This window comes from Dictyobacter kobayashii, from assembly GCF_003967555.1.
Lineage (GTDB): Bacteria > Chloroflexota > Ktedonobacteria > Ktedonobacterales > Ktedonobacteraceae > Dictyobacter > Dictyobacter kobayashii.
In genome coordinates this window covers 2,929,265-2,946,393 of the sequence record NZ_BIFS01000001.1, presented here as the reverse complement: position 1 = coordinate 2,946,393, position 17,129 = coordinate 2,929,265, and the positions used below count along the sequence as shown (strand labels likewise).

Annotated in this window: 16 protein-coding genes; 7 read left to right on the top strand and 9 right to left on the bottom strand. The window is 49.1% G+C overall.

The annotated features are described in order from the left end of the window. Positions 1 to 93: 93 nt before the first annotated feature. Positions 94 to 735 carry a uracil-DNA glycosylase gene (locus EL645_RS12870; RefSeq protein WP_126550579.1) on the top strand — a complete coding sequence of 214 codons (642 nt, stop codon included), beginning with the start codon at positions 94 to 96 and terminating at the stop codon, positions 733 to 735. A 71-nt stretch (positions 736 to 806) separates the two neighbouring features. Here EL645_RS12870 and EL645_RS12865 read toward each other — a convergent pair whose 3' ends face one another. After that, positions 807 to 1,415, bottom strand: coding sequence for a GtrA family protein (locus EL645_RS12865; protein ID WP_126550577.1), 609 nt, complete (start codon positions 1,413 to 1,415; stop codon positions 807 to 809). A 308-nt stretch (positions 1,416 to 1,723) separates the two neighbouring features. Between EL645_RS12865 and EL645_RS12860 the strand changes: the two genes are divergently transcribed. Then, a complete protein-coding gene (locus tag EL645_RS12860) occupies positions 1,724 to 2,551 on the top strand; it encodes a L,D-transpeptidase (protein ID WP_126550575.1) in 828 nt (275 codons plus the stop codon). A gap of 276 nt (positions 2,552 to 2,827) precedes the next feature. Here EL645_RS12860 and EL645_RS12855 read toward each other — a convergent pair whose 3' ends face one another. From EL645_RS12855 to EL645_RS12840, 4 genes are all read right to left on the bottom strand, one after another. Further along, positions 2,828 to 3,331, bottom strand: coding sequence for a GvpU-like protein (locus tag EL645_RS12855; RefSeq protein ID WP_126550574.1), 504 nt, complete (start codon positions 3,329 to 3,331; stop codon positions 2,828 to 2,830). Between the two features lie 172 nt (positions 3,332 to 3,503). After that, positions 3,504 to 3,929 (bottom strand): hypothetical protein, encoded by a 426-nt coding sequence (locus EL645_RS12850; RefSeq protein WP_136625203.1) that lies wholly within the window; start codon positions 3,927 to 3,929, stop codon positions 3,504 to 3,506. 11 nt (positions 3,930 to 3,940) lie between these two features. Further along, positions 3,941 to 6,166, bottom strand: a complete 2,226-nt coding sequence (locus EL645_RS12845; protein WP_126550570.1) for a transglycosylase domain-containing protein — start codon at positions 6,164 to 6,166, stop codon at positions 3,941 to 3,943. A 64-nt stretch (positions 6,167 to 6,230) separates the two neighbouring features. Next, the gene (locus EL645_RS12840; RefSeq protein WP_126550568.1) at positions 6,231 to 6,572 is read right to left on the bottom strand and encodes a hypothetical protein; all 342 of its coding nucleotides are present in this window, start codon (positions 6,570 to 6,572) and stop codon (positions 6,231 to 6,233) included. 439 nt (positions 6,573 to 7,011) lie between these two features. Between EL645_RS12840 and EL645_RS12835 the strand changes: the two genes are divergently transcribed. The 4 genes from EL645_RS12835 to EL645_RS12820 all read left to right on the top strand — a co-directional run bounded on the left by EL645_RS12835 (position 7,012) and on the right by EL645_RS12820 (position 10,967). Continuing rightward, positions 7,012 to 7,596 carry a hypothetical protein gene (locus EL645_RS12835; RefSeq protein ID WP_126550566.1) on the top strand — a complete coding sequence of 195 codons (585 nt, stop codon included), beginning with the start codon at positions 7,012 to 7,014 and terminating at the stop codon, positions 7,594 to 7,596. Positions 7,597 to 7,719: 123 nt separating this feature from the next. Next, entirely contained in the window at positions 7,720 to 8,643 is a 924-nt protein-coding gene (gene rsmA / locus EL645_RS12830; protein ID WP_126550564.1) for a 16S rRNA (adenine(1518)-N(6)/adenine(1519)-N(6))-dimethyltransferase RsmA, read from the top strand. Positions 8,644 to 8,754: 111 nt separating this feature from the next. After that, positions 8,755 to 9,498 (top strand): serine/threonine-protein kinase, encoded by a 744-nt coding sequence (locus EL645_RS12825; protein WP_126550562.1) that lies wholly within the window; start codon positions 8,755 to 8,757, stop codon positions 9,496 to 9,498. 95 nt (positions 9,499 to 9,593) lie between these two features. Next, positions 9,594 to 10,967 carry a tetratricopeptide repeat protein gene (locus tag EL645_RS12820; RefSeq protein WP_126550560.1) on the top strand — a complete coding sequence of 458 codons (1,374 nt, stop codon included), beginning with the start codon at positions 9,594 to 9,596 and terminating at the stop codon, positions 10,965 to 10,967. Between the two features lie 84 nt (positions 10,968 to 11,051). On the opposite strand, the gene EL645_RS12815 is transcribed toward EL645_RS12820, so the two are convergent. Beyond that, positions 11,052 to 11,540 (bottom strand): PRC-barrel domain-containing protein, encoded by a 489-nt coding sequence (locus EL645_RS12815; protein WP_126550558.1) that lies wholly within the window; start codon positions 11,538 to 11,540, stop codon positions 11,052 to 11,054. 499 nt (positions 11,541 to 12,039) lie between these two features. On the opposite strand from EL645_RS12815, the gene EL645_RS12810 reads away from it, so the two are divergent. Then, entirely contained in the window at positions 12,040 to 13,407 is a 1,368-nt protein-coding gene (locus tag EL645_RS12810; RefSeq protein ID WP_126550556.1) for a cytochrome P450, read from the top strand. 66 nt (positions 13,408 to 13,473) lie between these two features. On the opposite strand, the gene EL645_RS12805 is transcribed toward EL645_RS12810, so the two are convergent. The 3 genes from EL645_RS12805 to EL645_RS12795 form a co-directional block, all read right to left on the bottom strand. Then, positions 13,474 to 14,127, bottom strand: a complete 654-nt coding sequence (locus EL645_RS12805) for a tryptophan-rich sensory protein (RefSeq protein WP_161977340.1) — start codon at positions 14,125 to 14,127, stop codon at positions 13,474 to 13,476. A gap of 128 nt (positions 14,128 to 14,255) precedes the next feature. Next, the gene (locus tag EL645_RS12800; protein ID WP_126550552.1) at positions 14,256 to 16,298 is read right to left on the bottom strand and encodes a prolyl oligopeptidase family serine peptidase; all 2,043 of its coding nucleotides are present in this window, start codon (positions 16,296 to 16,298) and stop codon (positions 14,256 to 14,258) included. 46 nt (positions 16,299 to 16,344) lie between these two features. After that, positions 16,345 to 17,016 (bottom strand): alpha/beta hydrolase, encoded by a 672-nt coding sequence (locus tag EL645_RS12795; protein ID WP_246035350.1) that lies wholly within the window; start codon positions 17,014 to 17,016, stop codon positions 16,345 to 16,347. Positions 17,017 to 17,129 lie beyond the last annotated feature (113 nt).

Below are 17,129 nucleotides of genomic sequence, written 5' to 3'. Positions count from 1 at the left end.
TAAAGACAAAAAAGATAAGGCGACCTCTGTTGGTCGCCTTATCTCGTACAGGCCTCGGTATTCCAACATACTTTAAAAAGGGGTAAAACTGTCATGTCGTCAGAGGAAATCCTGCAAGAGATTGCTGTAGAGGTCTCTACCTGCGCCAGGTGCAGACTCTGTCAAGGTCGAACAAAGGCCGTGCCGGGCGAGGGAAGCCCTGGTGCGAAAGTGATGTTTATCGGCGAGGGCCCCGGCTATCATGAAGATAAACAGGCACGTCCGTTCGTTGGACCAGCAGGACAATTTTTAGATGAATTACTTGCAAGCATTAATCTAAAACGTTCAGATGTTTTTATTACCAATGTGGTAAAATGTCGTCCCCCCAGTAATCGCGATCCCGAGCCAGATGAAATGGCCGCCTGCAACGAATATCTGGACCGTCAGATAGCCGCACTCAATCCACAGGTCATAGTTACCCTGGGGCGCTTTTCAATGGCTAAATTTTTCGGCTCAGAGAAGATTAGCGCTATTCATGGAAGAGCCCGTAAGAAAGATGGGCGTATTTGCATCCCCATGTTCCATCCAGCGGCGGGACTCCATGATCACACCAAGAAAGACGCGATCCGGCAGGATTTTAAGAAGATTCCTCTGGTTATAGCAGAGGCGGAGCGGCTAGCTGCTGAGCAGCCAGCCAGGGTTGTGGTGCAGAAGAAACGTGAGGAAGAGCCTCCTCAGCAGTTATCATTATTCTAAATATCTTTCACCATCCCCGCATCAGAGGGCTAAATGCCCTCTGAATTTTTATGCTTATTTTTAGCTCGAAACTAGACGGATTCGATGCTTTTCAGGCGGCGATAGGTGAAAAATTGATGGAAGAAGAAATTGTAGAAGAGTACAATTATAACGGCAATGGCCTGGCCAATCAAAGCATTGATGTGCAGCAGGGTGATCAACAAGCTCTGGATGCCAATGGTGAGCAAAATACCAACAATGGCGGTCGCATGGAAGCGGCTGAGGCGAGCAAACCATGAGCGCTCATGCCCGGGTGCATAACGGAATGTAAAACGATCATTGAGCGCAAAGTTGGCCAGCAATGAAAGTTCACTACCCAGGGCTGATCCAAGGGCATTATGTATAAAGGCATTGGGTAACGAAATATAGTTTAAAACGATATAGAGAATAATCAGATTGACAATCGTGGTAGTACCACCGATAAAGAGGAAAGAAGCAAACTGTACCAGTGAGCCAGCACGGCCACCAGTAATGACATCAACGCGGTCGAGCAGGCTATTCACACTATCCCACTGCGTAGGACGATAACTTGGAATAACTTCCGCCGGAGCCACTTGTTCTACGATCTCAACCAGCTCTTCCATTACTTCGCGCGAAGGATCAATAATTTCTTCGACATTATTTTGCACAAAACGATCCATATTGTATATAATGCTCCATTTTCTTTAATAGATATGCAGTCAAATCGACCTACATGTTTGCAGACGATCCCACTAGAAAGAACGTAACGTACCTACCTAAAAGTAGTCATTAGTACCCCTGATAACTACCTACAACTGCATCCAGAAGAACAAAGTAATATGCAACCTATATTAATGATACTCCACCCACAAGCAATCTATATCTGATCCAACTGCGATAAAATGTGAAGTATTTCACTTGAGTATATTGGTGAGCTTATATATACTTATACTAGCCAAGTTAATATAGATCTGAAAAAGAGGTCGATATGCAAAAAAATCTAAAAAAAATGTACATCCTTGGATTATCGGCATTGCTGCTAGCATTGCTATTTACAGTAAACCCTCTCAATAGTAAAACCACTTATGCAGCCACAGCTACCAAAACAATCGCTACAGTTACCAAAGCAGTCACCACAGCCACTCAATCAGGTACAACGACCGGATATACTAATGTGCGTGCTGGCACCAACACAGGTGCACGCATTCTGACCACCTATGCTCCCTACACCCCCATCACTATTTATGCTCGCGTCATCGGTCAGGGAGTCTGGAGCGGCAATAATATCTGGTATCGTATCTCCGCCAACAATGCGGCGCCCCGCTATGTCTATAGCGGACTGGTTACCATCGGTAGCAACGGCGGCAGCAATAGTGGTGGTGGCACGAATGTCGGTGCGGGTAAAGTCGTTATCGTGAATCGGACCACCCAATGGGCTTACTTCTACGAGAACGGACGCCAGGTACGTAACTCGCCAATCACAACGGGTCAGCCTGGACTAGAGACACCTCTGGGTGTCTATCATGTTTTTGTCAAATTGAGTCCCACCACATTCTATTCGCCATGGCCCTATGGCTCGCCTTACTGGTATGCTCCCACCCACATCAACTATGCCCTGGAATTCAAAGAAGGCGGTTTCTTCTTGCATGACGCCTGGTGGCGTAGCGTCTATGGTCCTGGCACCAACGTCTATCACCATGATCCAGTTGATGGCTGGATGACAGGTACGCACGGCTGTGTGACCATGCCATTCAGCGTTGCCCAATGGTTATACAACTGGGCTCCTATGGGCACTACCGTCAAAATTGTTGCTTAATAGCAGAGCAGTAAGGACACAAAAAAGACAGGATTGCATCAAAAGCAATCCTGTCTTGCTATTTAAGAATATGTTGTACTCCCATCATCATGGGAAGCGTTCCGCCCTTGTGCGGACGTGCGCTGGCGCGCCCGAGCTTTTTTTTCTTACGTGGTGCAAAAATTACGCACAGTGCACTTTTTGCACCACGTAAGAATACTTCTTGAGTGCCAAAGGCGCTCAAACTCAGGCGTGAAGAGCGCGGTGATCATGAGGATAAAACACATTCTAAAAAACTTATTCGCCGGCCGAAGCACCAATCACAAAGGCATCCACCTGATTAATCTTGCCACGCCAGTAAGGAACCTTAATTTTATGGCCCGCGCTCATAATCGTGACATCGCGCAGATGGGCATAGCGAAACATCACCGGCAATCCCTCCGGGCCAATCTCAGGCTGGTCTTCCGGGGGTACCAGGGCAACATAATACTCACGCAAGAAATCGGCTGTGTCAGGGAAATTCTGGCGATACATCTGCTCATGCATATCAATATAAAACTGAGCATAGGCCTGAGTACTAACCATGGTCCCAAAGACCAGCAGCCCTTGCATCTGGAGCATAATCTCAATCTCCAAACCCTGCTGTTCAACCAGGCGAGCCCAGGACTGCAGGGCGATATCTTGCTGTTCATAATCATGCATCCAGATATTACGACGCTCGCTGCGATTGAGTGGTCGAAAACCTGACTGTGCCAGCGTCTGCTGTAAATTTTCCTTTTCGTTCTCTGAGAGATCAGCCATCACAAATATCCTCCGAGTACATCCAGCCTCTGATCAAAAACGCTGGATATGTTCGCTGTTATCTTACACCAATATGAAACCCCTGAATTGTCATCCCTGTTATGCTTTACGCTTCAAGGATACCCAATCCAGGGGATCGCTAGTCTTTGCTACGCGCGACGACTACAAGTGCTTAATTACCATTACCTGTCCCATTGCCATTATTACCGTTACCCGGATTCGGACCATCTTTCCCATTTTTGGGTGGTTTAGGAATTGATGGCGGCGTATAGATACCCTGAATAGTGGGTACAGTGCCATCAATAAACCAATCAGTAATGGTAGACTCGCCCAGGTGAGGCAAGAGCCCGGTATAGGCTGAAACAGTAGCCTGGTGTACATTGGAAGGGGGCGTAAAGCCATCCTTCGGAAACTTATATTTATCATTAGCGTACTGGAAGACATCCTGCCAGATCGGGCCAGCGCCAGTAATACCAATGACATTTTGCATCGGTGTATTATCGCTATTTCCAGCCCAGACTCCCACCGCTAAGTGAGGAGTATACCCCATGGTCCAGTTATCTGCAAAGTTATCAGTAGTACCTGTCTTGGCAGCCACCGGGCGACCATCTAATTCCAATGGATTGGGGAGGGGAACTCTTCGTGGCGGGCGACTGTGTCAGAGAGCATACTGCTGACCAGGAAAGCAACGTCCGCACCTAGCACACGTTCGCCCTGTGCATGCTGGGCATCAAACTTGTAGATCGGCCGGCCTTGATTATCATTGATCTGCAAAACCGTCGTTTGCGGCATACGCACACCACCATTAGCAAAGGTTGCATAGGCGGTGGTCATATTGACCAATGTTTCTTCACTGACACCAAGCGCCATCGCCGCTCCCTGGCGGCCAGGTGCCGTTTGGGCAACGTGAGAGAGTCCCAGGCGCCCAGCCATCGCCATTACGTTTTTAACGCCAGCATATTCAATAGCATCGACGGCCGGAATATTATACGAGTTGGCCACACCACGCCGGATCGACATGTTATCGCCATGGAACCGATGGTCATAGTTGGGTGGATTGTACGGCTTGGCACCATCTGGAAAGTAAGTATTGTGATCAGGTACATTCATAGCCGGATACCAGCCCATCTCAAAGGCCGTAGCATAAACGATCGGTTTAAATGATGAACCAGGAGGGCGCAATGTATTGGCGGCATTATACTGACCAGCCATAGCTGAATCGTTAGATTGATCATTATAATTGACGCTACCATCCATCGCCATAATCTCGCCAGTTTTTGGATCTGTCACTACCACAGAAGCATTATGCAAATTATGGGCGCTACGCAGATTGGTATAGCCATAGATATCCGCCTCGTTACCGTCAATGCGATTATACACAATTTGCTCAACCTTGCGTTCCAGATCCAGATCCAGGGTGGTATAGATCGAATAGCCACCATTGCGCAGATTGTAAGCCCCAAACAAAGGGATCAGAACATTGTCAATTACATAGTCCACGAAATGGGGAGCGTTTTTCACATATGCCGGACGCTTGAACTTGTAGTTCTGCATCTCTTTCTCGGCGGCCGTCATCTGCTGAGCTGTGATCATCTTCAACGTTAACATGTTCTGCAAAACATGCTGCTGACGCTGGAGAGCTTCATCCTTATTCGTGAAGGGCATGTAGCCGGTCGGGCTTTGTGGCAAGCCAGCCAGCAAGGATGCCTGCCCTAGAGTCAATTGAGATACAGCTGGCTTACAGCCGCCGGTCTTACATTGTGGCTTCAGACCAAAGAAATCCTGTGTCGCAGCCTCAACACCGTAGTTGGAATCTCCATAGAAGACGGTATTGAGATACATCTCCATAATCTCGGCTTTTGTATAACGCTGCGTCAGACCAGTCGCCAGCAGGGCCTCTTCACCTTTGACCTGTAGATTACGATCCTGATTTAAGAAGAACTGATTTTTGATCAGCTGCTGGGTGACCGTACTACCACCTTCTTGAACGCTACCATGCTGAAAATTGGTGATTACGGCACGCACAATACCGGTATAGTCCACACCACTGTTATCCCAGAAAGAGTGGTCCTCTGCCGCAATGGTAGCATTCACCAGTTCATTTGGAATATCTTCAAAATTGACATAGGTACGGCGACCACCAGAATTGCTATGATCATAGAGCTGATAGAGCAGCTTGCCATTGCGATCATAAATATTTGTGGTCTGGGCCAGTGAGTGCTGAGCAATACCATCCAGCAATGGCAACTGCTGCTGATAATAAGCATACGCAGCGCCGCCCGCGCCCGAGGTAAATATGATCAGCACGGCCAGCAGGGCCAGGGCGACAGCCATCAAACGCGGGAGAAAGGTATCCTGGAAACGGCTATGACGGCGTTTCTGCATCAAAACCCGGTTGACACGTTTACGGCGCTGGATCAAGATTTCGCGCGAACGGCGGGATAAATAAGGATCAGCAACCGCGACGCTTGAGCGCGAGGCCGCTGGCTTTGTCCGGGTCGCGATTCCCTTAGCTGCGGGAAGAAAATGCACATCATCCAGTCCAAAGCTAGCAGGCGATTGTGACTTATGATGGCCATTACGCTGTAAGTTATGCCCCGGCTCATCCGCTGGAACCATAGCGGCGGGTTCGGCGGTTTTAGTTCTGCGGGTAGACGATTTTCGTGTTTTGGGGACCACCTTATTAAGAGCCGACAATCGATTCGTATCCTCCAGATCTGCTTCCTGGGCAGTGGGCTCAGAATTTTGCTCTGAAGGGGAAGAATGAGATGTTGCAGATGCAGCCGGCGACTCTTCAGCGTGAGAGTCCGCCGCGCCCAAATCGTCTTTTGCCATCGATACAGTCTGTTCTTCAGCAATATCTGGCTGCCCAGGCTGCCCAGGCTCTTCTTTATCCTCTTCATGGACACCAGGAACAGAAGATGGAGCCTCGGAGGTACTTCAGCTGTTCTGGCTGACTCATGGGATGGAAGCTCTGGCGCTCGGATGTAATAAGGGAGCCGAAAGTGGTTTTCTCTTCCTTCTTTAATGGAGAAGACAGCTCAAATTTGGCGGACGGCCGCTTGGGAATGACATTCTTAGGACGATCAGCTGGTTTCTGATCAGCTTTTATCTGTGCTGCTCCAACTTCATCCTGTTCACTTTGATCGCTAATTTCTATAGGATCATTATTACTATTGTCAATTGTTTCTTCGTATGAGATTGCTTTCTTATCGCCATCATACGAATCATTTATAGGCATGCTACATCCTTCCAGAGACATCTAGCTGTAACCATATCAATTCTCATCATTCCCTCCCATCATTTTATTTCTGTTTTAAGCGCAAACATCCTCCGTAAAATACTTTTTCTTATTTCAATGATACCAATCAAGGCCCCAACTCCAAGCCCCTTCTCCCCCTATTTGGTGAGTATAGTGCGGTCTGAAATTTACATAACTCCTATGTCTGATATTATAGGAGTAGAAATAAAACATTTAATTGGTGGCATTTTAGTAGGACATATCGTTCATTATAACGTATTACAACCTGAGTTCGTTGCGCTACTATTACCTTCAGGGCTGAAGTACCTACCTATTTTTAACGATAGTCGATCCAGCCGAACCCATCTGCAACCCTCACAGTGAGCAAACGTAAAAATTATGGAGGGGTTTTATATACCCGTGAGGTTGAGAAGATACTATGAGCCAACAGGAATTCATGCCCGAATCCCAACGGGAACATACAACAGAACAAAATAGCGAAGAGATATACACACAGTCATACAGCCAGTATCGTACCAGTGATATGCCCAAACGGGATCATCCAGCGGACTTTGAGACGGCGGTCCCGCCATATAGTTATCAGGCACAGGAACCTGGGCGCACGAACCAGGCGCGAAACGAGACAGATGCCCGCGCAACATCCGAGCAGCCACGCCAGAACAGCGCTCGCCCACGCCAGCGTTTTTCTTCACGTACCCGGCGCATCGGTGATACTTTTCAGCGCGGCTACAACTTCTATCAAAATCAACGCTGGCGCTTTTATGCTCCCCAGCAGGCGCGGCCAGTGCGGCAGCGGGCCAACATGCCACCATTGTTTGTGTTCCTACTGCTAGGTGTGGGATTTCTCTGTGCGCTGCCGATCCTCATCAAACTTTTATTGTTGCTATTTGCTGCCTTAATAGTTTTGGGGATCACATCTTTCGTACTCATACTATGTGGCTTGATCATCTATCATGTATACTTCAAAAAGTATTGGCGCAACAGTCGCTGGCGCTGGTGGTAGATAAGCATTATATATTATGAAAGACAGGACACGTCTCGCTTCTCTCCCTCGCGTTTGACAGTGGACGGGCGGTTTGTTAGAGTTAGAAGCAGTTGAGAAAAAGAAGAACAAGAGAGCCAGACATTGACGGATAACGACACACAAAATACTCAGGACATTCTACCTTCAGTAATAGACATGGTAGATTTAACCAATGTGCGTGAGTTGCGTAACTTACTCACGGCGCATGGTATGCGACCCAATAAATCCTTTGGCCAGAATTTTTTGATCGATCGAGGCATCCTAAACAAGATCGTGCAGGCCGCTGAGATTATGCCTGAAGATGAACTGCTAGAAGTAGGTGCAGGCACAGGAGTACTGACCCGTGAACTGGCCCAAAAGGCCCGGCGCGTCGTAGCCGTAGAGATCGAGCGAGACATGCTCACCCTGCTGGCCCAGACCACACGCCAATATCCCAATGTCGAGCTGATCGCCCGCAACCTGCTCTTTCTCAATCCCAGCGAAGTTTTTGGGGAGACGTCATATAAGCTTGTTGCTAACCTGCCTTATTATATTACAGCCCCAACATTCAGGCATTTTCTCGAAAACGCCAACCCACCGCGTATCCTGGTCGTAATGGTACAGTGGGAGGTTGCGCAACGCATTGTGGCGGCGCCAGGTGATCTAAGCCTGCTAGCCATCAGCGTACAATTTTATGGTCGGCCACAGATCGTCTCGCGCGTACCGGCGCAGGCCTTTTATCCAGCCCCCAAAGTCGACTCAGCGATTCTACGCATAGATGTCCATGAACAGGCGCCATTGACGCATGAAGAGCGAGACCGTTTCTTCAAAGTTGTACAGGCAGGTTTCTCGGAAAAACGAAAACAGTTGCACAACTCACTCACCCATGGTCTACATCATAAAAATGAGTTGATCCGCAACTGGATGAATGAAGCAGCCATCGATACCAACCGCAGGGCCGAGACCCTCAACATTGATGAATGGATGCGCCTCTGGCGCGTCATTGATCAAGCAACGCGCACCAACCCGACAATAGAAAACCAATAGAGTACAAAAATCAGAACTATATGCTATGATACAAGCAGCAAACAGTAGATATAGATGTTTTTGACTCAACTTCTTTTGGGCATAAATTTCGCATAGGAAAATATAAGCTTTATGGCAACGCAGGAACAGTTCTGTGAGACATGCGGAGCAGCTAATGCCATGACGGCACGCTTCTGCCAATACTGCTCCGCTCCGCTCCCATTTAAACATACAACCGGAGCATTACCAGAGGAGACGCTGCTAAACGGCCGCTATCAACTCGAGACCCGTATTGGTCAGGGTGGTATGGGGGCCGTCTATAAGGCAGCCGATACCCGCTTTAATAATCGCCCGATTGCCATCAAAGAGATGAGCCGGGCCGGCCTCTCCCCTACGCTCATCGCGGAGGCGGAGGCAGCATTTGAGCGCGAATCGCATCTACTCGCCGACCTTCTTCATCCCAATCTGCCTCGCATCTATGACCATTTCACCGAAGAAGAACGCTCCTACCTGGTAATGGACTTTATTGAGGGGCAGACCATCGAAGAATATCTGGATGAGAATGGCAGTGGTCCACTTCCCCTGGAGCAGGTGCTAAATTGGGGAGACCAGTTATGTGATGTGTTGAGTTATCTGCATAATCATCAGCCACCGATTATTTTTCGCGATCTCAAACCTTCAAATGTTATGTTAGGCGAGAATGGGCATATCTATTTGATCGACTTCGGCATTGCTCGTGTCTTTAAACCTGGACAATCGCATGATACGGTAGCCCTGGGCTCACCAGGATATGCCGCCCCGAACAATACGGTAAGGCCCAGAGTACACCACGCTCAGATATTTATAGTCTGGGCGCGCTCATCCATTGCTTATTAACAGGTGTAGATCCTAGCGAACAGCCCTTTTTCTTCCGACCTGCGGGACAGCTCAATCCCAGCGTACCGGCAGAGCTAGAAGAGCTTTTACAACAAATGTTGGAGATGACAGCGGATAAACGGCCCGCCAGTGCCCAGGAGGTCAAAAATGTGTTGCGCCACATTGAGCAGCAACGCATCAGCGGCACGCTGAGCCAGACGCGACCACATAGCATCATACCACCTACACCACCCGCCAGTTCCAATAATCAATATCTTAAAGAGGCCTATCGTCTCTACACGCAGCGCCGGCTCAATGAGGCGCTGGTTCAATACGATCGCGCACTCAAACTGGATGATCGCAATGCGCTCGCCTGGCAGGGTCGTGGACTCACGCAGGCACTCAATGGACAACACCGCGAAGCATTGGCCTCATTTGAGCAGGCTTTAAAACTGGACCCCAATCTGTTGATCGCCCTGAATGGCAAAGGTACCGCCCTGAATATGCTGCACCGCAACCAGGAAGCACTGGATATCTTTGATCGTGCCATCCTACTAGAAAAGGATAATGTCATCGCCTGGAACGGCAAAGGGGCGGTACTCAGCGCACTAGGTCAGCCAGAGCAGGCGCTAACAGCTTTTGATGTCGCCCTGCACTATGATCCACAGATGGCCCAGGCCTGGGGCAACAAAGGATTGGTCTTGCGCCAGTTGCGCAACTATCCTGAGGCGCTACGATCCTTTGAAAAAGCATTGGCGCTCGACCGCAATTCAGTCGTCTATTGGAATGGCAAAGGACTGGTTTTAAGCGAGATGGGACGCTATCCAGAGGCGATGCTGGCCTATCGCGAGGTCCTGGATCGCGATCCAAACTATGCACCCACCAAATGCGGCATCGGAGATATCTTGTATGCCCAGCATAAATTGCGGGGGGCCCTTGACCATTATGAGCAAGCCTTAAAGAGCGATCGCCATTTCGTCAAAGCCTGGGAGAGACGAGCCATCGTGCTGGCCGATATGGGCAATTTCAATAAAGCATTGGATTCTTATGAGGAAGCCCTGAAACTAGATCAGCGCTACGCACCCGCCTGGAATGGTAAGGCCAGCGCACTTTGCCAGTTACAACGTTATGAACAGGCACTGGATGCCTATAGCAGGGCCCTGCTAATCAATCCTAACGTCCCACAGGCCTGGAACGGCAAGGGCAATGCCTACTATCACCTGGGTAACTACCCCATGGCCCTGGACGCTTATGAGCGCGCCCTACGGCTAAATGGCAGAATGGCAACGGCACAACATAATAAGTCGCTGGTACTCAAACAACTACAACGCTATGAGGAGGCGCTGAGCGCCGCCGATGAAGCGATCCGCCTCATGCCATCCGATCCTGATAACTGGCTACGCAAAGCTGAAGCCTTAAAAAAATTGCACCGCCGTCGTGAGGCGCGCGCTGCCGAGGCAGAGGTGGCGCGCCTGCGTGGCGATGCCTAGATAGATATACTGCATAACACTCAGCTCCCTGGATAAAAGGGAAGTGGTGAAACAGGGAAAGAGATCAGAAACGGACAGTAGTGGTTAGCGCAAACTTTTCGCGGACTGATCATAGATACGAATGCTGTTATCCTCATCGTTGTAGTGAGATATGACATCAGAACCGAAGGTCGTTGAAGAGGACCCGCGCAACATCTCGTAACCAACGATACGCGTCGTGATAGGTGGCTCAACGGACAACACCACGTCTTTAACTGTGCCCAGTTCTTTGTCCTTAGTTCCCACTACTTTACGCGAGAGCAATTGCTGTCCACGAGCCAGCGGAGGAAGAGCCCTTGCCAACATCTGGGCATTGCGGATCGTTACTTTGTCTTTCTCGATCGCGACAATACCGGTAACAGGCAACGACAAATCGCCATGCAGGCGCGTACGTACGCACAACGCATAAATGGCGTTGGAGCCTTCTTTAAAAAAGAAATCCTCCACTTTCCCTAGCGCCTTGCCCTCGCCGGGGACAACCACGTCCAGTTTATACAGCTCTGACCATTTACGTATGGCCTGATTATTATCCATACAAAGCTCCTCGAAAATTAGATCTTATAGATATCTATTCCTGGTGCAAAATAATGCTGGCACCATTATACGCTAGATGGCTAGTAGTCTGGCTACCTCAGGTGGGAGCCTATCTACTCGCACACTTTATCACAACCATCCGCTGGCTGATCAATAAAACATATACTCCAATCTTATCACTTTTCCACAGAGCCCAAAAGAGATAAATTATCCACTCCCCCATTTGCCGCTGACGACGGCAAATAGGGGAGTGGATAATTTGCAGAATATACCCATTCAATACATCTTGTTACATCCTGCATGTATCTATGTGATATTTTTATTACTAGGATAGTTCCCAATAGTTTATGGGAAGCGTGCCGTTCTCATGCGGACGTGCGCTGACGCGCCCGAAGCTGTTTTATTATGTTGTGCAGAAAATGTGCATTGAACATTTTCTGCACAACATAATAAAACAATAATAACATGAAGGATAGGATAGGTAAGGAGGCAACAAACGTTGTCTAATGAGACGCAGCTAAAACAAACCACCACTACAACCATTCCAATGTTACGCTCTATGAGCCGCTTAAGAGAGCTACAACATAATCCGCTGGAGTTTCTTTCAGGCCTTACAGAGGAATTTGGGGATATCGTGCAGATCAAGCTATTTTTCTGGCCGGTGATTATCATTAATCATCCAGATTATATTAAGCATGTTTTGCAGGAAAATTATCGCAACTATGATAAAAATGTGCCGATCTTTAATCTATTTCGACCTATCCTGGGCAATGGTCTGGTAACAAATTATGGGGGCGAAAGCTGGCTACGTCAGCGTCGCTTGATGCAGCCGGCCTTCCATCGCCAGCGTACAGCCGCGCTGGGAGAGATTATTACGGATGCGACACAACAATTGCTGGCACAATGGGTGCAGCGCACATCCGAGCAGGAGCCAGTGGATGTAGCGGAAGCTATGATGCATCTGACATTGAATATTGTTGGGCGTGCCTTATTTAGTATTGATATCACTGGCAAAACCCATAGCTTTGGCAAAGCTTTTTCAGATGCGAACGCATTTTTGTTGGAATATTTTAATCAGCCGTTTCCCCCTTTAAGTGTGCCAACCCCGCGCAATCGCCGCTTCCATCGCGATGTGCGCTCCTTGAATAAAATAGTCTACGAGATCGTGCAGCAACGCCGGACCAGTAAAGATACCCATGAAGATTTACTCTCCATGTTGATTGAGGCACGGGACGAAGAGACTGGCGAGGGCATGAGCGATCAGCAGTTGCGCGACGAGGTCATGACACTTTTGATCGCAGGCCATGAGACGGTAGCCAACGCTCTGGCCTGGGCCTGGTATCTGCTCGCCCAACATCCAGAAGTTGAGCAACGTCTGTACAGGGAGCTAGATGAGGTACTGGCAGGTCGCGTACCAACAATGGATGATCTCCCCAAACTGTCATATACACGCATGGTCTTTGAAGAGTCGATGCGCCTCTATCCGCCAGTCTGGATCATCATGCGTAAATCACTGGGTGCAGATATGCTGGGTGGCTATCCAATTCCGGCACAAACCTATATCGCCTGGAGCACCTATGCCATGCACCGCCATCCAGATTTCTGGGAGCGACCCGAAGAATTTTATCCTGAGCATTTCACGGAGGAGCAGGTAGCCAAACGGCCACGCCATGCATATATTCCCTTTAGCCACGGGCCGCGTATCTGTATCGGCAATACCTTTGCCCTCACTGAAGCCCAGCTGGTGCTAGCCAGCATCGCACAACGCTACCATATGCAACTGGTACCAGACCATCCAGTCGAGCCTAACCCACTGATGACCTTAAGTCCACGCCATGGCATCTTGATGCGCTTACAGGCCAGATAAACAAACAATACACATATAAAAGAGGCCCACCTGGCAAAGCATGGGCCTCTTTATTACAGTGAGTGATTAGCGCACGTTTTGTTTGACGAATTTGGGATTGGGTTTAGTGAAAGGGCCAACCTCATAGAGCTCGTCTTTATTCCAGAGCATCTGAGTGGTGGCGGCTGTGGTAGCTACAATGAGCCAGATGAACAGGCTGCCAAGCGAAAGGGCCACGCGGGTATCTTTCAGACGGAAGATAGCGACGAAGCCACTGGCAATCGTAAGCAGAAAGAAGATGACAGTCAGTACAAAGGCGTTAATAGGTGAGCGCAGACTAAAGTAGGCCGCATTAAAAGCCACAAAATCCAGCCAGCTCGCCGCCTGCAAGGTCAGGAAGGCATTGCGTCCCGGCGTCTCTTTTGGCATATTAAGCACACGCAAGGCACCATAGATGGTGCTGATATTATTGACGGTCCAGGCTGGCGCAAAAAACCAGGAGGGTGGAGTAATTTTGACCTGCTTCAGTTGCTTAAAGTAAGAGGTATCGCCAAAAATAGTTTCTTTGGCATTACTCCCTTTGTTGCCCGAAGCAATGCTGACCAGGGCCGAGGTCGAAAAGGTAAGCACCTGAATAATCAAATAAAAAGCCAGGCCATGGTACCAGCGCCAACTGGGTGGCCTGTTAGCCGCCGCCAACTTCTCCTCAATATCTTTAATAGGTCTAATCTTCACAGACATAACGCGTCTCCTCGCATAATTCAATCTCCACGCTTTTTTGGTATACGTTTTGATAAAATGAAACATTTACAAAGACGACGTTATGCCTGTGAGAAATGGGTAGGTCTAAAAAACCCACCAGGGCGTAACTACGACATCTGGAAAGTCTGGAAGAGGAAGCCAAGCACATCTGACTCCTCTTCAATAATTTTGGCGGTAGGTTTCCCCATACCATGGCCGGCCTTCATTTCAACGCGCAAGATAACCGGAGCCTCGCCCGACTGAGCGGCCTGCAAGGTAGCGGCAAACTTACGCGCGTGGGCGGGCACAACACGATCATCAGTATCCGCAGTCATAATCAAGGTCGGAGGATATGAGGTAGCGGGCCGTACATTGTGCAGTGGTGAATAAGCATACATGAAGGGAAACTGCTCCGGATTGTGCTCAGCATCGCCATACTCACCAACCCAGTAACGTCCCACGGTAAATTTATGGTAGCGCAGCATATCAATTACCGGCACGCGGCAGACCACAGCCCCATAGAGATCAGGACGCTGCACCAGGCAGGCCGCCACCAGCAAGCCGCCGTTACTGCCCCCCATAATAGCGACGCGTGAGGTCCGGGTGTATTTATTTGCAATCAGCCATTCTGCGGCAGCAATAAAATCATCGAAGACATTCTGCTTCTTCGCCAGCATACCGGCCTCATGCCACTGCTCACCATACTCGCTACCACCACGCAGGTTGGCCACGGCATAGATGCCTCCATGCTCCACCCAGAGTAGAGGCGTAATGCCAAAAGTTGGGGTCAGGCTGATATCAAAGCCACCATAGCCATAGATCAGGACAGGATTATTACCATCCAACACCAGCCCCTTCTTATGGGTCAAAAACATAGGCACACGCGTACCATCCTTGGAAGGATAGAAGACCTGGGTTGTCTCATAACCAGTGGGATCAAATTTAGCCGCCGAGGGACGCAAGGGATGCAGGGTATTGCAGACAAAATCATAGCGGAAAACGGTTGAAGGATAGAGGAAAGAGGTAAAAGTGATAAACAACTCATCACCATCTGGCTCACCCGACAGATCAATTACCGAACCCAGAGTCGGCAAAGCCAGCTGCTGCTGTAAACTACCATCTTTGCTATAAAGCTTAATTTCATGATGAGCATCATGCATATAAGCGATCACAAATTGCTGATTAACAATCTGCGCAAAAGCCATCACATCATCCTGCTCAGGAATCAGCTCACGCCAATGTTCGCGTTCAGGCCGGGCGCTATCAATGGCAATGATACGACCTTTGGGGGCATCTAGATTGGTCTGGATATAGAAAATGGGTCCATCATTGCCAATCAGGTCATAACTTGCATCAGCCTCATCCAGCAGGCGTACAAAGGGAGAGCTACTCTCAATCTCACGATAGTAGAGACGATTGCGAGGTTCTGTACCATTCCAGACCGTCAGGAATAAATATTTGCCATCATCGGTAATAAAAGGCGTAAAACTAAGCTCCTTAGCCTCTGGACGCTCAAAGATCAGTTGATCCTCTGACTGCGGTGTATTCACAGTATGCCAGTAGACCTTGCTGAACTTGCTTTGATCCTCTTCCGCCACGGTACCAGGTTCGGGTAGACGATTATAAAAGAAGCCAGAATTATCATGTTTCCAGGCAATGCCACTAAATTTACACCACTGAATCACCTCTTCAAAATCCACCCCACTATCCACCTGGCGCACATGAATCTCCTGCCAATCGCTCCCACTGCTCGAAGTGCCATAGGCCAGCAAGGTACCATCGTGGCTAAAAGCCTGGTTGGTCAGCGAAACCGTTCCATCTGTGCTCAGAGTATTGGGGTCCAGCACCACACGAGCCTCAGCTTCCAGAGACGGCTGCATATAGAGTACCGATTGATTCTGCAGCCCCGTATTCTTTGAGAAATAATAGCGCTCACCTTTTTTATGCGGTGCAGAGAACTTCGGATAGTTATATAACTCGGTATAGCGAGCTCTGATCTGTTCAAGAGTAGGAATCTTATCCAGGTATGCCCGGGCCAGAGCGTGTTGCTGCTCCACCCAGGACTGCGTTTCCGCCGACTTCTCATCCTCTAGCCAGCGATACGGATCAGCAACACGCGTACCATGATAATCTTCAACCGTCTCATCTAGACGTGTGACTGGGAAATTCAACTGCAGGCTCCTTTGTATGTGTATAGAAGACAATGAACAACCCGATTTATGCTTGCTCAATGGATGGTGGCATAATCAGCGAACGAGCGAAGTCGGCCACCAATGTCTGCACCTCTGGCAAATACTCTTTGAAGAAATGATCCGCACCCTCCAGAGTCACCAGGCGCTTGGGGGCCGATACATGTTCAAACCATTCTACCGCCTGTTCATAGGGGGCCAATTCATCAGCCGTGCCATGAATAAACAACTTTGGCTTATGGCATTGTGGCAGCGTCTCACCACTATTAAACATACGTGCTGGCACACCCAGACCAATCATCCCGGATACGCGATCATCCGCGCAGGCCACACGTAGTCCCACATATGAGCCAAAGGAAAAACCGGCCACAATCGCCGGCACACCTGGATAGCGGCGGCTCATAAACTCCAGGGCATAGCGCACATCATCCATCTCACCTCGCCCCTCATCATACGATCCAGTGCTATGGCCCACACCACGAAAATTAAAGCGCAATGCTGGTACATTCACCATCTGCAAGGCCTGGGCAACTTTAAACACTACTTTGTTGTGCATGGTCCCGCCGCCGAGGGGATGAGGATGACAGATTACGCCGACAAAATCTGGCACAACGCCCTCCTCTTCCGGCTTTAAGATTCCCTCCAGATAGCCGGTAGGCGTAGGTATATTCACATGCAACACTTGATTACTTGCCATCATATTTCCTATTCTTCGGTCGTGTAGGTACTTCTCTTCCCATTCTATCTCACATGCATATCATTCAACCACATCTACACTATCTTAAACAGGGCTTTTTACTATTCCTCTTTGGC

Excerpts from the sequence above, each read along its gene's own strand:
- EL645_RS12870 (WP_126550579.1), top strand. The coding sequence starts at position 94 with ATGTCGTCAGAGGAAATCCTGCAAGAGATTGCTGTAGAGGTCTCTACC.
- EL645_RS12865 (WP_126550577.1), bottom strand. The coding sequence starts at position 1,415 with ATGGATCGTTTTGTGCAAAATAATGTCGAAGAAATTATTGATCCTTCG.
- EL645_RS12860 (WP_126550575.1), top strand. The coding sequence starts at position 1,724 with ATGCAAAAAAATCTAAAAAAAATGTACATCCTTGGATTATCGGCATTG.
- EL645_RS12855 (WP_126550574.1), bottom strand. The coding sequence starts at position 3,331 with ATGGCTGATCTCTCAGAGAACGAAAAGGAAAATTTACAGCAGACGCTG.
- EL645_RS12845 (WP_126550570.1), bottom strand. The coding sequence starts at position 6,166 with ATGGCAAAAGACGATTTGGGCGCGGCGGACTCTCACGCTGAAGAGTCG.
- EL645_RS12840 (WP_126550568.1), bottom strand. The coding sequence starts at position 6,572 with ATGCCTATAAATGATTCGTATGATGGCGATAAGAAAGCAATCTCATAC.
- EL645_RS12835 (WP_126550566.1), top strand. The coding sequence starts at position 7,012 with ATGAGCCAACAGGAATTCATGCCCGAATCCCAACGGGAACATACAACA.
- EL645_RS12825 (WP_126550562.1), top strand. The coding sequence starts at position 8,755 with ATGGCAACGCAGGAACAGTTCTGTGAGACATGCGGAGCAGCTAATGCC.
- EL645_RS12820 (WP_126550560.1), top strand. The coding sequence starts at position 9,594 with ATGTTGGAGATGACAGCGGATAAACGGCCCGCCAGTGCCCAGGAGGTC.
- EL645_RS12815 (WP_126550558.1), bottom strand. The coding sequence starts at position 11,540 with ATGGATAATAATCAGGCCATACGTAAATGGTCAGAGCTGTATAAACTG.
- EL645_RS12805 (WP_161977340.1), bottom strand. The coding sequence starts at position 14,127 with ATGTCTGTGAAGATTAGACCTATTAAAGATATTGAGGAGAAGTTGGCG.
- EL645_RS12795 (WP_246035350.1), bottom strand. The coding sequence starts at position 17,016 with ATGATGGCAAGTAATCAAGTGTTGCATGTGAATATACCTACGCCTACC.